Genomic DNA, 14,613 nt, shown 5'->3' with positions numbered 1-14,613 from the left:
TCACCTCATTTCTTCAAAGTAGTAAGATAAATTAGCAAGTACGAATAGGGGGGCTGTTTCCGTTCGTAAAATTCTTGGCCCGAGTCGAATCGCCTGAAAGCCCTCATTCTTTAAATCATTTGCTTCTTTATCACTGAAACCACCTTCTGGACCGATACAAATTATTACTGATTGACCTTCTTGTATTTTGGAAAAATAGTTATGTAATTTGAAAGATTTGTATTCACGCGTCGCCTCTTCATAAGCGAAGAATTTGAAATCATAGGACACACTTTCGTTAATTAATTCTGTCATTGTAATAACAGAATCGACCTGAGGAATTTTCGTTCGATGTGCTTGTTCACTAGCTTCTTTCACGATTTTTTGCCATCTCGGTAGTTTTTTCTTTAACTTTTTGTGATCCCATTTTACAACAGAACGATCAGCTTGAAAAGGGATAAAATGAGCTGCTCCAAGTTCCGTACCCTTTTGCAGGATTAACTCCCATTTATCACCCTTTGGCAAGCCTTGCACTATCGTAATGTTAATCGGTGACTCCGATTCCTCATGTAGCCATTTCTCAACAATAGCTTCCACAACCGTTTCATGGATCCTTTTGATACGACTTATTGCTGATTGTCCGTCATGACGATTAGCAATAAGTGTATCTCCTTCTTCCATACGCATGACATGAACAATATGGTGATAGTCATCAGCCACAATTTGTATTTTATCATCATACCAATTATCTTTTTCGATAAAATAACGTTGCATCCCACTACCTACTTTCTTCAGGCTTTTGGGCAATGATTGAAATCCAATCTTCCATCTGATTGATTTCTAAAATGTCGAATCCCGCTTTTTCTAATCCGTCTTTCACATCTCGCTTTTTCTTTTGAATGATGCCAGAAGTAATAAATACTCCTCCAGGTTTTAATCGTTCAAAAGCATCTTTCTCAAAACGCAAAATGATCTCAGCTAAGATATTTGATACTATGATATCAGCTGTTTCATCTATATGATCTAGTAAATTATTTTGCTTTACTTTGACTTTGCCATCCACTTTATTTACTTTGACATTTAACTTAGTGCTTTGAATCGCTACTTCGTCTAAATCATAAGCAAAAACTTGTTCTGCACCTAATAATACGGAAGCAACACTTAACACACCTGAACCACACCCAACATCAAGAACAGTGTCATCTTTTTCAATGAATCTCTCAAGTGCTTGAATGCTTAACACTGTTGTTGGATGTGTACCTGTACCAAATGCCATACCCGGATCTAGCTCTATGATGAGTTCATCTGTAGAGACAGGCTGATAATCTTCCCACGTCGGTGTTATGGTTATACGCTCTGAAATTTTCGCAGGTTTATAATACTTTTTCCAAGCTGTTGCCCACTCTTCTTCATTAACTTCGCTAAGAGTTATCTTATTTAAACCAATATCAATATCGTATAGGAGCAAATTATTAATCGCCTGTTTAATCTCAGTTACCGTTTCACCCAAGAAGCTATTTACAGGAAGATATGCTTTTAAACGCACTCCCTCTTCAGGATAATCGTCAGGATTAAGATCATAGATTTCACCGTAAATACTTTCACGTTCTTTCTCTAAATCCTGACGATCTTCAATAACGACACCACTGGCACCTGCTTCGTGAATAATGTTCGAGATAGGTTCAATCGCTTCATTTGTCGTATAGATACACAGCTCTGTCCACTTCACGCAGATCAACTCACTTTATTTAAAATTTTCATACAAGTATTTCTTATTCTCCTTTAAATGCACGCTTTACTCTTTGAAAGAAAGAATTCTCATGCTCATCAGTCGGTTGATTTCCACTAATTTCATTGAATTCTCTTAATAATTCTTTCTGACGATCACTTAAGTTTGTCGGTGTAATGACACGAATTTTGACATGTTGATCCCCTTGTCCATACCCTCTCACATTTGGTGCACCTTTCCCTTTTAATCGGAATGTTTTACCTGTTTGTGTACCAGCTGGTACTTTAAGTTTTACTTTCCCGTGCAGGGTTGGTACCTCAATTTCGTCTCCTAGAGCTCCTTGAACAAATGTAATAGGCATGTCACAGAAAATATGATCGCCTTCACGCTGATAGAATTCATGCTCTTTTACTTGAATAATAACATATAAATCACCAGCAGGCCCACCGTTCACACCTGGTTCACCTTGATTTGGAACACGAATTTGCTGTCCCTCATCAATACCCGCCGGAATGCTGATATGAATTGTCTTACGAGTTTTGATCTTACCTTGGCCACCACAAGTGGTACATTTATCTTTAATCATTTTACCGCTACCTTGACAATGGTGACATACACGTCTATTGACTACTCTACCAAAAGGTGTATTTTGCTCGACATTTAATTGACCGTTACCATTACAATGGCTACATGTTTCCGGATTAGTTCCCGGTTTTGCACCAGATCCATTACATGTTGAACAATCTTCCTCTTTTGGGATATGGATGTCTGTTTCTTTTCCAAAAATGGCATCTTCAAACTCTAAGGTCATCGCATATTGTAAATCATTTCCTTGGCGTGGAGCATTGGGATCTCGGCTTCGTCCACCTCCGAAGAACATATCAAAGATATCTCCAAAGCCGCCGAAGTCTTCTCCACCTCCGAAACCGCCAAATCCTTGACTTTGTGGTCCGGCATGACCAAATTGGTCATATTTTGCTCTTTGTTGTTCATTACCTAATACCTCATATGCTTCTTTTACTTCCTTGAATTTCTCATCTGTACCTTCTTCTTGGTTAACGTCTGGATGATATTTTCTTGCAAGTTTACGGTACGCTTTTTTTATCTCATCTTTTGATGCATCTTTAGATACACCAAGAACATCATAATAATCTTGTTTACTCACTGCCTAATCACACTCCCGCTCGTTTATTGCATAAACACTATAATAACATTGATTGATAAAGATAAGCAAACATTACTTATCCGAAGCTGAGTATCTTTAATCAGCATCATTGGTGCACTTATTTGAATAAAAATGACTATTTCATGGAAAAAGCCAAAGCCATGTATTACTGACTTTGACTTTCCAAACCTAGATTGAGAACCTATTTTTTATTTTTTATCTTCGTCGTCCACTTCTTCGTAATCTGCGTCTTCTACTTCATCTTCTTGCTGTCCTTCTTCTGCACCTGCAGCATCGCCGTTAGCTTCTGCTTGTTGTTGTGCTTGTTCATAGACTTTCATGGAAAGAGCTTGAACTTCTTGTTCTAAGGCTTCTTTTTTCTCTTTAATTTGTTCCTGGTCATTGTCTTCTAGTGCTTTTTTCAATTCGTCTTTTGCAGATTCTGCTTTTTGTTGTTCTTCCTCAGAAACATTTTCACCAAGATCTTTTAATGTTTTATCCGTTTGGAAAACCAATTGATCTGCTTCATTGCGAAGTTCTATTTCTTCACGACGTTTCTTATCATCTTCTGCATTTTCTTCTGCTTCCTGAACCATTTTTTCAACCTCATCGTCAGAAAGACCAGAAGAAGATTTAATGGTAATAGATTGCTCTTTATTTGTACCTAAATCTTTTGCACGAACATTTACAATACCATTGGCATCAATGTCAAATGATACTTCGATTTGAGGCACTCCACGTGGTGCTGGTGGAAGATCAGTTAATTGGAAACGACCAAGTGTTTTGTTATCTTGTGCCATTTCACGCTCACCTTGCAATACGTGAATATCCACTGCTGTTTGGTTATCCGCTGCAGTTGAGAATACTTGTTGAGCACTTGTAGGGATGGTTGTATTTCGCTCAATAAGTTTTGTCGTGATACTACCCATAGTTTCGATACCTAATGAAAGTGGAGTAACGTCTAGTAATACAACATCTTTTACGTCCCCTTGTAATACCCCAGCTTGGATTGCTGCACCAAGTGCTACAACTTCATCCGGGTTAACCCCTTTAGATGGCTCTTTACCAACTTCTTTCTTGATCGCTTCTTGCACTGCCGGTATACGAGTAGAACCACCAACAAGTAATACTTTATCTATTTCACTTGCAGAAAGGTCTGCATCTTTAATTGCTTGACGAGTTGGCCCCATTGTTTTTTCAACAAGAGCTGAAGACACCTCATCAAATTTAGCGCGAGTAATGTTCATTTCTAAGTGTAACGGACCAGCATCACCGGCTGTGATGAATGGAAGAGACACTTGTGTTTGTGCTACACCAGAAAGATCTCTCTTCGCTTTTTCAGCAGCATCTTTCAAACGTTGTAGTGCCATTTTATCTTGTGAAAGATCAATACCATTTTCTTTCTTGAATTCTTGAACCATGTGGTCGATTAAGACTTGGTCAAAGTCATCCCCACCAAGGCGGTTGTCACCAGCAGTGGAAACTACTTCAAACGTGCCTTCACCGATGTCTAGGATAGATACATCAAATGTACCACCACCAAGGTCATATACAAGAACAGTCTGATCTTCTTCCGCTTTATCGATACCATATGCTAATGCTGCCGCAGTAGGCTCATTAATAATACGCTCCACTTCAAGTCCGGCAATTTTTCCAGCATCTTTTGTCGCTTGTCGTTCTGCATCGTTAAAGTAAGCAGGAACAGTAATAACTGCTTTCTCTACTGTATCTCCTAAATAATCTTCTGCATAAGATTTTAAGTGTTGTAAAATAATCGCAGAAATTTCTTGTGGAGTATGTTCTTTACCTTCGATCTCCACTTTATAATCTGTACCCATGTGACGCTTGATGGATTGAATCGTGTTTGGGTTTGTAATAGCTTGACGTTTTGCTACTTCCCCAATTTGACGTTCACCATTTTTAAAAGAAACAACAGAAGGGGTAGTACGATTTCCTTCAGGATTTGGAATTACTTTTGATTCGCCACCTTCCATTACTGCCACACATGAGTTAGTTGTACCTAAATCAATACCGATAATTTTTCCCATTTTCAACATCCTCCTTACATCATATGTAATTACTGATTTACTTTCACCATTGCTGGTCTGATTACACGATCCTTTAATTGGTATCCTTTTTGCATCGTCTCAACAATTTGGTTTGATTCATAACCTTCTTCTTCTACTTGTATAACTGCTTGGTGTATATTTGGATCAAATGTTTGACCATCTGTTTCAACCTCTGTTACACCTTCGTTTTCAAGTACTGTCTTCAGTTGTCGGTAGACCATTTCCAGACCTTCGACAACACCTTTTGCGGCTTTATCTTCAACTTCTACTTGAAGTGCCCGCTCAAAATTATCTAAAACCGGTAATAGTTCTGTTACTACCGATTGTGATTTATATTTCAGGTCTGCTTCTTTTTCTTTCTTCGTACGTTTTCTGAAGTTATCGTATTCTGCTTGCACACGAAGAAGTTGTGTTTGTAATTCATCTTTCTCTTGTTGCAGTTTTTCAGATTCTTCATTGCTTACTGTTTCCTCTTCAGATTCAGCTGATTCCGCCTCTGTGACAAGCTCCTGTTCAGCATCCTCAACTACTTCTTCCTTCACATCTTCTTGTTCTTTTTGTTGAACATCTTTTTCTTCCATCCCTGTCACCTCCTAAATAAAACCACTGTATAGCTAAACACACTTTAACGAAATAATCAAACTTTACACTCACATAATTAAGCGCAAAGTGATGGTTTTAATCGATCATTCTTTCTCACTTAGAGATAAAGGCATCACGGTGAGTTTACGAACCGATGATAACTTCTTCGCCCAAGGGCATGACGAACTGGAAATTTTAGTATCAACATTGATCACAGGCCGTGAGTGAAGTTAGTCAGTGCAAGGCCGACTATACTTCTGGCGATTGCCTAGACCTCCCTGTTTATGCTTTATACCTCACAAAAAGAGTACGGGATTGCACCATACCCTTCTCGTATTAGTACCATGAATTAAATTTTTTAGTTAATCTATTTGACAAAACATTCAATATTGACACAACTCTTGAATATTCCATTCTCGTCGGTCCAAGTAATGCTATCGTTCCGAGCTGTTCATCGCTTAACGAGTAGGTTGCGGTGATCAAGGTGCAATCCTGCATCGCATCCAACTCATTTTCCTGCCCAATCGACACTTTAATACCTTTACCAGATGTTCTGAGTAGATTCGCCATTTCGTCTTCTTTTTCCATTACAGAATAAAGAGATTGAATCTTTTGGATGTCATGGAACTCTGGTTGTAACATGATATTTGTTTTTCCGCCCATGTAAAGCTTCACAGGTTGTTTCTCCAATAAAGCTTCTTTTAAATATGAATAAGTTGTTTCAAATTCTGAACTATAGCGTTGCAGTATCTGTGCAACTTCACCATACATTTTCTGTTGCAGGCGGATGATTGGTACACCAATCAGGCGATCATTTAAAATATTTACCAATTTCTCCAAATCAGATGTATGCATTATTGTTGGCACATTGAAGTATCGATGTTCAACATGTCCTGTACTAGTTACTAGTATCGCAACCGCAGTATGTTCAGACAAACTGATAATCTGAATTTGCTTTAATGTTGTTTCAAATACTTCTGGTCCCAAAATGATCGAAGTGTAGTTCGTTAAATCTGATAAAACACGTGCAGATTTTTGAACTACTTTTTCAAATTCGATCATTTCACGTTCAAATGTCTTTTGAATAATGCTCATATCTTGATTAGATAAACGAAATGGTGACATTAAGTGATCGACATAAAAACGATAGCCTTTTTCAGAAGGTACACGTCCAGAGGAAGTGTGCGTTTTTTCAATAAAACCTGATTCCTCTAGATCTGCCATTTCATTGCGAATAGTAGCAGGACTAAATGAAATGTCTTCTTTTTTAGCGATAGCCCTCGATCCAATCGGTTGTGCCGTCTGGATGAACTCATCAATAATAACCTGCAAAACTTGGATCTGTCTCTCTGTAAGCATCGATGATCACCTCTGTTAGCACTCTAAAACCTTGAGTGCTAAATCTAATAATAAATTATCAAATCCATCACAAAATGTCAATCAAGAAACACCAGATTTCTTTTCATCGACATGGAAAAGTTTCATGATGCCCGTCCCAATCAGTTAACAAAAATATTACAGATCTTTTTCCAATAAAAAAGATTGAAATACTTCATTCCCGAAAGGTTTTCCTTCTTCTGTTAATTTAACAAAGTGTGGATCACGGTCAATCCAGCCTCGTTTTTCAAGCTGGGTTAATTCATCTCCATATAATTTCTCCATTTTCACTTGGTATTTTTCCTCAAACCGCGGAATCGATACCCCTTCACTTTTCCTCAATCCCAAGAACATTTCTTCTTCGATTTGTTCCTTACGTCCGATTTTTTCAATATGAAGGACAGGTTTGCCTGTTTTATTCGCTGCTTCCACATAGGCTGGGAATGGACGAATATTAATAATCCGTTCTCCAGGTAAATACCCATGCGACCCTGCACCAAAACCATAGTAGTAATCATTGTTCCAATAAGTTAAGTTATGCTTACTTTCAAAACCTGGTTTGGCGAAGTTACTGATTTCATACTGCTGGATGTCTTTATTTTTCATTTCTCTGCGTAGTAATTCATACATATCCGCTTCGATTTCTTCTGGTGGCTTTGTTAACTTTCCTTTCTTATAACGTTGATAAAAAATGGTTTTCGGCTCAATCTGTAGCGAATAAGCGGAATAATGAGGCAGATCAAACTGTAATGCCTCATCCAACGTTTCCTCAAAATGTCCGAGCGTCTGATTTGGCAAGCTGTACATTAAATCGATGCTAATATTGTCAATACCAGCCCTCACTAAATCATTTACATTCTGATAGACATCTTTCACTCGGTGCAGTCTGCCCAATTGTTCTAACATCACATCATCAAACACCTGGACCCCCATCGAAATCCGGTTGACACCGTGCTCTTTTAGAATGCGAATTTTCTCTTCCGTTAAATCACCTGGATTCGCTTCAAATGAATATTCTTCTGCACTTTCAACATCAAAATAATGATCGATCATTTTCACCAGTTTCGTTAACTGTCGGTTATTAAGTGCAGTTGGAGTTCCTCCACCAACAAAAATAGTTTTCATTTTCTTTTTAGGGTTTTCTATATTGATTTTCATCTCATTCTCTAATGCAACTAAGTAATCATCGGCCATTTGTTCTTCATAAAAAAACTTAATAAAATCACAATAATGGCAAATCTTTTCACAAAAAGGAATGTGAATATAGACAGACGATACCATTCCTTCTCCTCCTTTCACGTACGGTAAAAGCCCTTGCCATTTGACAAGGGCTTTTCATTGATTCTAATCATCATCCATTTTAAGAACTGACATAAAGGCTTCCTGAGGAACTTCAACAGAACCAACCATTTTCATACGTTTTTTACCTTCTTTTTGTTTCTCTAAAAGTTTACGTTTTCGGGAGATATCCCCGCCATAACATTTACTTAACACGTTTTTACGCATTGCTTTGATGTTCGTTCTTGCAACAATCTTATTACCTATTGCCGCTTGAATCGGTACTTCAAACTGCTGTCTAGGTATTAACGTTTTTAATTTATCGGCTATTTGCTTTCCACGCTCAAAAGCAAAATCACGGTGTACAATAAAGGACAAGGCATCAATTGTATCGCCATTCAATAATATATCCATTTTCACAAGGTCCGATGTCTTATAGCCTATCATTTCATAATCGAAGGAAGCATAGCCTTTCGTCTGTGACTTTAATCGATCAAAAAAGTCGTAAACAATTTCGGATAATGGAATTTCATAGACAACATTCACTCGATTATCATCTAAATATTGCATATCCAGAAAATCGCCGCGTTTTTTCTGACAGATTTCCATCACTGGTCCCACAAAATCATTTGGCACCATTATCGTTGCCCGAACGTATGGCTCCTGGACCTCTTCAACAGATTGATTGTCCGGCATAAATGATGGATTATCAATATCAACTGCTTCACCATCTGTTTTCACGACTTGATAAATCACACTTGGCGCTGTAGTTATTAAATCAATACCAAACTCACGCTCAATACGTTCCTGGATAATCTCCATATGCAACAGTCCCAGAAATCCACACCGGAAACCAAATCCTAATGCTTGAGAAGTTTCTGCTTCGTATTGTAAAGAGGAATCATTTAACTCCAGACGTTCAAGTGCTTCACGCAAATCATTATACTTATCTGCATCAACCGGGTAAAGACCACAGAATACCATCGGATTTAACTTGCGATAACCTGGTAATGGCTCAGAAGCAGGATTATTGGATAATGTAATGGTATCCCCTACGCGAGTATCACCTACATTTTTAATCGATGCTGTTAAGTATCCTACATCACCAACTAATAATTCATCTTGTTTAACTGGCTTTGGATTAAAGACCCCAATTTCATTCACTTCAAATTCTTTACCCGTTGCCATCATTTTAATCTTATCGCCTACTTTTACCGAACCTTCTTTGACACAAATATATGCGACAACTCCACGGTATGGATCATATAATGAATCAAAAATAAGTGCTTTAAGTGGATCATCAAGGTTTCCTTTAGGCGCGGGAATTCTTTCGACAATCTGGTCTAATATCTCATCAATACCAATGCCGGACTTTGCACTTGCTAATATCGCTTCGTCTCCGTCAATACCTATGACATCGGTAATCTCTTGTTTCACTCGCTCCGGGTCTGCACTTGGTAAGTCAACTTTATTAATAACCGGTATAATTTCAAGATCATTATCCAGTGCCAGATAGACATTTGCAAGTGTTTGAGCTTCAATACCTTGTGCCGCATCTACCACTAAAATAGCACCTTCACACGCTGCGAGGCTTCGCGAAACTTCGTATGTAAAATCGACATGTCCAGGTGTGTCGATCAAGTGAAAAAGGTATTCGTCTCCATCACCGCGATCATATTTCAATTGAACAGCATTTAATTTGATCGTAATCCCACGTTCACGCTCTAAATCCATCCCATCTAGAAATTGTGCTTTCATCTCACGAGACGTCAGCGCTTTTGTTTTTTCCAATATTCGATCAGCTAACGTTGATTTTCCGTGATCAATATGTGCAATTATTGAAAAATTACGTACTTTGCTTTGATTTCTATTGTTCGTCAATGTCATTCAACTCCTATATTCGACCACAATACTAGCATTGATTATAGCAGTGAAAACGTGGATGTTCAACAGAAATATGCAGCAGGTATTTCTTCAATCAACCATTTGACCTTCTCTTCATCTAAAAAACACCATCCACTACTGCATACGTAACATCCACAATTTGATCGAAAATAACTTTAACGATTTTTTCGCCCTCACCTGCAGCGGAGTGTAAAAAAGTAGGTTCGATCTCCTCATTCACCTGAACTTCTTTTTCTACTTCTTCTATAATCTGATCTCTGTTCACTACCTCAACTTCATCGGCTTCCTCTGATTCACTTGTCGTTTCTTCTTGAGAGTGACTGACAGCTACACCCACTCCATCAGAACGATCTATACCGATATACATGCCTAACGAAAAAACTAGTGTCAACAACAATAAGTAAAAGAAGTACTTCACCTTTATTCATCCCCTTCATTAGATCCTGAGACGCTTTCAGCATTCCAATAATATTCACTGAATATCTCTGCAAAAAGTTCTGTGGTGTTATACAACTCTTCCATTGTGTTATCAACCCCGCCAATTTCTATCGTCAACGCGTTTTCAGAGATATCTTGGTTGTAGACACCGTTTCTGCCTGCACCGCCATACATCTCTACCCCACGACTTAAACCTAAATATTTTTCATCAAATAAAGCCTGTAATTTCTCTGCTAATGCATAATTTTTTTCATAATTCGGATTATCTCCACCAATTACAAACATAATTTTGGCATAAGATTTCCCATCAATCTCAATTGTCGTCAAATCTTTACGGATACTGTCACGATGCAAATCAAACACAAAATTAACTTCCTTATTTTCCGACACTGCTGCTTCAACCACATCTTTAGAGGCTTTATAAGAATCTGAGGAATAATCCCATCCTTTTTCATTTAAGATAGCACCAATATCGGTGTCATCCACTTCAGCACCAATACCATAACGTTTTAAATCTTTTGCGAGCTGCTCACTGACGTTCGTGATATTCACTTCATGATGAAACGCATCATTCGGATTATCCGTCTTAGGTAAATAAGGTAAAAAAGATTCACGATTATGTGTGTTGTATATATAAACAACATTTTTGTCACCTGTTGTTTTTTCTTTTTCCTCAACAGGCTTTTCTTCATCTTTTCCTTCTGGCGTTGTTGCTTCTCTTTCTTCTAAAACGATATCTAGAGGTGGTGTAGACTCTACGGTTAAATTCGTATAATCTGTTCCCTCACCTGCAATTAATATTTGACGATCATACATTTCAAATCCAGGAAGTTCTCTCCCCAATAAGCTTCTGACATCATGCATTCTGACATTCGTTCCTAATTCAAAGACTACCTTCCACATATCAATAGGTGTCTGATCATCTGGGAGCGCTTCTTTAAAAGTGCGGTTTTCCATCATCATTAAGGATAAGAAATGTACTTCGGTTACATTATTTGTCCATTTCTTCACCGTATTAGAAGCAACACGATAATTCGGATCAATACTTGTTAACATGCCTACTAAAATAAACATCGCAAAAAATGCGGTAACAAATCCCGATATAGTTATCAGTAATTTATGTTTTGAAAACAAAAAGACACGTTTTTGAAATCGATTAGGACGGCGCATAGTGTTCTCCTTTCTATCTCCTCTATCATATCTACTAGATACTATGATGATTCAATAGAAAGTAGAACCTATTTTTATCTTGTATATTGAGCAAAATTTTTAATATCAACGTTTTCGTGCATTGCTGCATTTAACGCTTCTGCCAATAAATGAGCCATATCTGTGATATATCCATCTATTTCCTTAGGCGTTACCATTAAGTTATGTCCAAGAGGTGTCAGCACCTCTTTCATTAACGCTCGCTTCTCTTGTTCATCTAATGCACCAATCATTCCAAATATTTTCTCTCTTTTTTCAATTGGTGGTAAATCTTCTTCCGATAGTGAATGGTCTCCGAAATTTAATCCTGCAGGTGTTAATGATTTAGAAGGTTTATCTTTTTCACGCCATTCCTTACCGATATGTTTAAACACATAATCAATCGCATCACTTGTGATCGTAACGGCATCTACTACTGTTGGTACACCAATAGCGAAAACAGGTACACCTAAAGTTTCTTTACTCAATTCTTTTCGTTTGTTACCAACACCTGAACCTGGGTGTATACCAGAATCCGACAATTGTATGGTTGCATTTACTCTTTCAATAGAACGGGAAGCAAGTGCATCGATAGCTATCACAAAACCTGGTTTATATTTCTCAATGACACCTTTGATAATATCGCTCGTTTCGATACCAGTAACTCCCATTACGCCAGGGTTGATCGTTGCTACTTTTCGATAACCATCCTGTACATACTGGGGTTCGTGAATAAATAAATGATTGGTGACAAGCACTTTATCAATGGCTAGAGGACCTAAAGCATCAGGAGTTACATTACGATTTCCTAAACCGACAATTAATCCTGAAGCACCTTTCGCTACTTCATTTTTATCCATTAATTCTATTAGTTGTTTAGTTACTACTTTTGCTGTTTCTTCTTGGGACTTTGTATCTTGATTTTTTATCGCATTAGAGTAAACCGTATGGTAGGACCCTGGACTTTTGCCAATATTATTTGCGCCTTGTTCGTCTACTTCTACATTAGTTACTTCTATATTTCCGATTCGCTTCTCGTTTATTTTTACTCCGGCAATTTGTTGTTCTTTGTTTTTTTCTTTTTCAACATACATATCTTTTGCTTCGACTGCTAAATCGGTTCTTACTTCAAATGATTGATCTTTCACAGTATCATCCTCCTCACACATTTTTTATAGTTTTACCGAGTAGTTCAAAAAGATACACGGAGGGATATTTCTGCTGAAACAACAATTTGTATTGAAAACTTGGCAAAGCTTTGGTAAAATGTCATTTGACCTAACATAAGATAGGGTAAAAGCAAGATGGAGGTGAAGACATTGGCAAATATTAAATCAGCAATTAAACGTGTTCGCGTGAATGAAGATCACCGTCAACAAAATCAAACCGTAAAAACTGATATGCGTTCACATATTAAGAAAGTGGAAACACTAATAGCAAACAATGATGTTGAAAACGCAAAAACTGCACTTGTAACTGCAGTAAAGAAAATTGACAAAGCCGTTCAAAAAGGACTTATTCACCAAAACAATGGTGACCGTCAAAAATCTCGTTTAGCACAAAAAGTAAACGGACTAAGTGCATAATGAAAAACCACAACAGACTAGAGCTGTTGTGGTTTTTTGGTTTTTTCTCACTTGAAAGCTACGGAAAATGCGATACTTCTGTGTTAGGTTCAATTCATTAACCTACCCTAAGATACAATTTTTCTCTTAGAAATTAATTGATATAATAACAACTCAAACGCAAGTGATTTATCCATTTTACCTGATTTTATTTGCGTATCAGTTTCTGTCAACAAATCAATAGCTTCCTTCAGTTCCTTCACCTGAAACTTATTTTGACGCTGCATCGATAGCTTGGCAACATATGGGTGAATTTTTAATTGGGTCGCCATTTGCTGTTGAGTGTACCCTTTTTGCTTCAATAATTTCACATGTAGCAACGTCCTGAATTGTGACGCAACAAGTGCAATCAAAGCAATTGGATCCTCGTTCATTTTTTCCAAATCTTTAGTAATGTCAATTGCTTTTGCCAAATCGTTCACCATGATAGCATCCATTAATTTTAGTGCCGAATTGTTCTCCTGATTAGATAATAATAATTCCGCATCTTCTAATCTTATTTCATTTCCTTCTCCCACATATAACGCAAGCTTTTCCATTTCAGAATGGATGATCATTAAATTAGTACCAATCTCATTAATAAAATAAGTCATTACTTGGCCAGAAATGGATACTCCGTGTTCTTTTGCAATGGTGCCAATCACCTCTTGCATATTCCATTCCTTTAACGGTTCGCAGGCTACAGTTTTTGCGGCTTTTTTTAGTTGTTTAACTACTTTTTTTCGTTCGTCTACCTTCTCATAAGGAGCTATTATTACAAGAACAGAATAGGGAGCAGGATTTTGTATGTAATCAATTAATATTTCAGGCTGATGCTCAATTTCCGTTTTCGCAGGTTTTGCCCGTAAAAAATCTGCATTTGTAGCAATAATAACTTTTCTTTCACCAAGAAATGGAAATGTTTCTGCATCCGTTACTATATCCTGAATTGGAGTTTCCTCCAAGTCATATATAGACAAATTCGTATCTTGTTCCTCCTGATCAACACCATTTGAAATTAATGCCTGCTTTAAAGCTTCAGTCATATATGTCTCCGTTCCGTGAAAATAATAAACAGGTGCAAATTTTCCTTTCTTCATTTCTTCAATACACGCCAGATAACTCATCTACTCATCTCCAAATATGTAGCTAATTTCTTTAAAAAATGTGTCAAACATGATAAAAAGTTGAAAAAAAACTGAATATGTTTTATTGTATAATAAGATTTAACTGTTGAAAAGAAGTGTGAATGCAAAACATCTATATTATACATATTAATGAAAAAGAGGGAGGCATCAA

The 14,613-nt window shown here is 37.3% G+C and carries 13 protein-coding genes; 1 reads left to right on the top strand and 12 read right to left on the bottom strand.

All coding sequences use genetic code 11. From position 1 onward, the window contains the following. The 11 genes from BM121_RS08810 to gpr all read right to left on the bottom strand — a co-directional run bounded on the left by BM121_RS08810 (nucleotide 1) and on the right by gpr (nucleotide 12,858). Nucleotides 1-753 (bottom strand): 16S rRNA (uracil(1498)-N(3))-methyltransferase, encoded by a 753-nt coding sequence (locus tag BM121_RS08810; protein ID WP_091483274.1) that lies wholly within the window; start codon nucleotides 751-753, stop codon nucleotides 1-3. 4 nt (nucleotides 754-757) lie between these two features. After that, nucleotides 758-1,708: a 50S ribosomal protein L11 methyltransferase gene (gene prmA, locus BM121_RS08805; RefSeq protein WP_091483273.1), complete on the bottom strand. Its 951-nt coding sequence runs from the start codon at nucleotides 1,706-1,708 to the stop codon at nucleotides 758-760. A 43-nt stretch (nucleotides 1,709-1,751) separates the two neighbouring features. Continuing rightward, the gene (gene dnaJ, locus BM121_RS08800; RefSeq protein ID WP_091483272.1) at nucleotides 1,752-2,873 is read right to left on the bottom strand and encodes a molecular chaperone DnaJ; all 1,122 of its coding nucleotides are present in this window, start codon (nucleotides 2,871-2,873) and stop codon (nucleotides 1,752-1,754) included. A gap of 209 nt (nucleotides 2,874-3,082) precedes the next feature. Beyond that, nucleotides 3,083-4,921 carry a molecular chaperone DnaK gene (gene dnaK / locus BM121_RS08795; RefSeq protein WP_091483271.1) on the bottom strand — a complete coding sequence of 613 codons (1,839 nt, stop codon included), beginning with the start codon at nucleotides 4,919-4,921 and terminating at the stop codon, nucleotides 3,083-3,085. Between the two features lie 29 nt (nucleotides 4,922-4,950). Further along, a complete protein-coding gene (grpE, locus tag BM121_RS08790) occupies nucleotides 4,951-5,523 on the bottom strand; it encodes a nucleotide exchange factor GrpE (protein ID WP_091483270.1) in 573 nt (190 codons plus the stop codon). A gap of 337 nt (nucleotides 5,524-5,860) precedes the next feature. Next, the gene (gene hrcA / locus BM121_RS08785) at nucleotides 5,861-6,883 is read right to left on the bottom strand and encodes a heat-inducible transcriptional repressor HrcA (protein WP_091483269.1); all 1,023 of its coding nucleotides are present in this window, start codon (nucleotides 6,881-6,883) and stop codon (nucleotides 5,861-5,863) included. Between the two features lie 156 nt (nucleotides 6,884-7,039). Then, nucleotides 7,040-8,182, bottom strand: coding sequence for a radical SAM family heme chaperone HemW (gene hemW, locus BM121_RS08780; RefSeq protein ID WP_091483268.1), 1,143 nt, complete (start codon nucleotides 8,180-8,182; stop codon nucleotides 7,040-7,042). Nucleotides 8,183-8,245: 63 nt separating this feature from the next. Then, on the bottom strand, nucleotides 8,246-10,066 hold the full coding sequence (lepA, locus tag BM121_RS08775) for a translation elongation factor 4 (RefSeq protein WP_091483267.1): 1,821 nt from the start codon (nucleotides 10,064-10,066) through the stop codon (nucleotides 8,246-8,248). Nucleotides 10,067-10,181: 115 nt separating this feature from the next. Further along, nucleotides 10,182-10,502 carry a hypothetical protein gene (locus BM121_RS08770; RefSeq protein WP_091483266.1) on the bottom strand — a complete coding sequence of 107 codons (321 nt, stop codon included), beginning with the start codon at nucleotides 10,500-10,502 and terminating at the stop codon, nucleotides 10,182-10,184. A gap of 2 nt (nucleotides 10,503-10,504) precedes the next feature. Beyond that, nucleotides 10,505-11,692, bottom strand: a complete 1,188-nt coding sequence (gene spoIIP, locus BM121_RS08765; protein ID WP_091483265.1) for a stage II sporulation protein P — start codon at nucleotides 11,690-11,692, stop codon at nucleotides 10,505-10,507. A gap of 74 nt (nucleotides 11,693-11,766) precedes the next feature. Continuing rightward, nucleotides 11,767-12,858: a GPR endopeptidase gene (gene gpr / locus BM121_RS08760; RefSeq protein WP_091483264.1), complete on the bottom strand. Its 1,092-nt coding sequence runs from the start codon at nucleotides 12,856-12,858 to the stop codon at nucleotides 11,767-11,769. Nucleotides 12,859-13,029: 171 nt separating this feature from the next. Between gpr and rpsT the strand changes: the two genes are divergently transcribed. Further along, nucleotides 13,030-13,296 (top strand): 30S ribosomal protein S20, encoded by a 267-nt coding sequence (gene rpsT / locus BM121_RS08755; protein WP_091483263.1) that lies wholly within the window; start codon nucleotides 13,030-13,032, stop codon nucleotides 13,294-13,296. 107 nt (nucleotides 13,297-13,403) lie between these two features. Here rpsT and holA read toward each other — a convergent pair whose 3' ends face one another. Continuing rightward, nucleotides 13,404-14,441: a DNA polymerase III subunit delta gene (gene holA, locus BM121_RS08750; protein ID WP_091483262.1), complete on the bottom strand. Its 1,038-nt coding sequence runs from the start codon at nucleotides 14,439-14,441 to the stop codon at nucleotides 13,404-13,406. Nucleotides 14,442-14,613: the final 172 nt, after the last annotated feature.

The organism is Gracilibacillus orientalis (genome assembly GCF_900114645.1).
Lineage (GTDB): Bacteria > Bacillota > Bacilli > Bacillales > Amphibacillaceae > Gracilibacillus > Gracilibacillus orientalis.
This window is presented reverse-complemented; position numbering and strand designations above follow the sequence as displayed.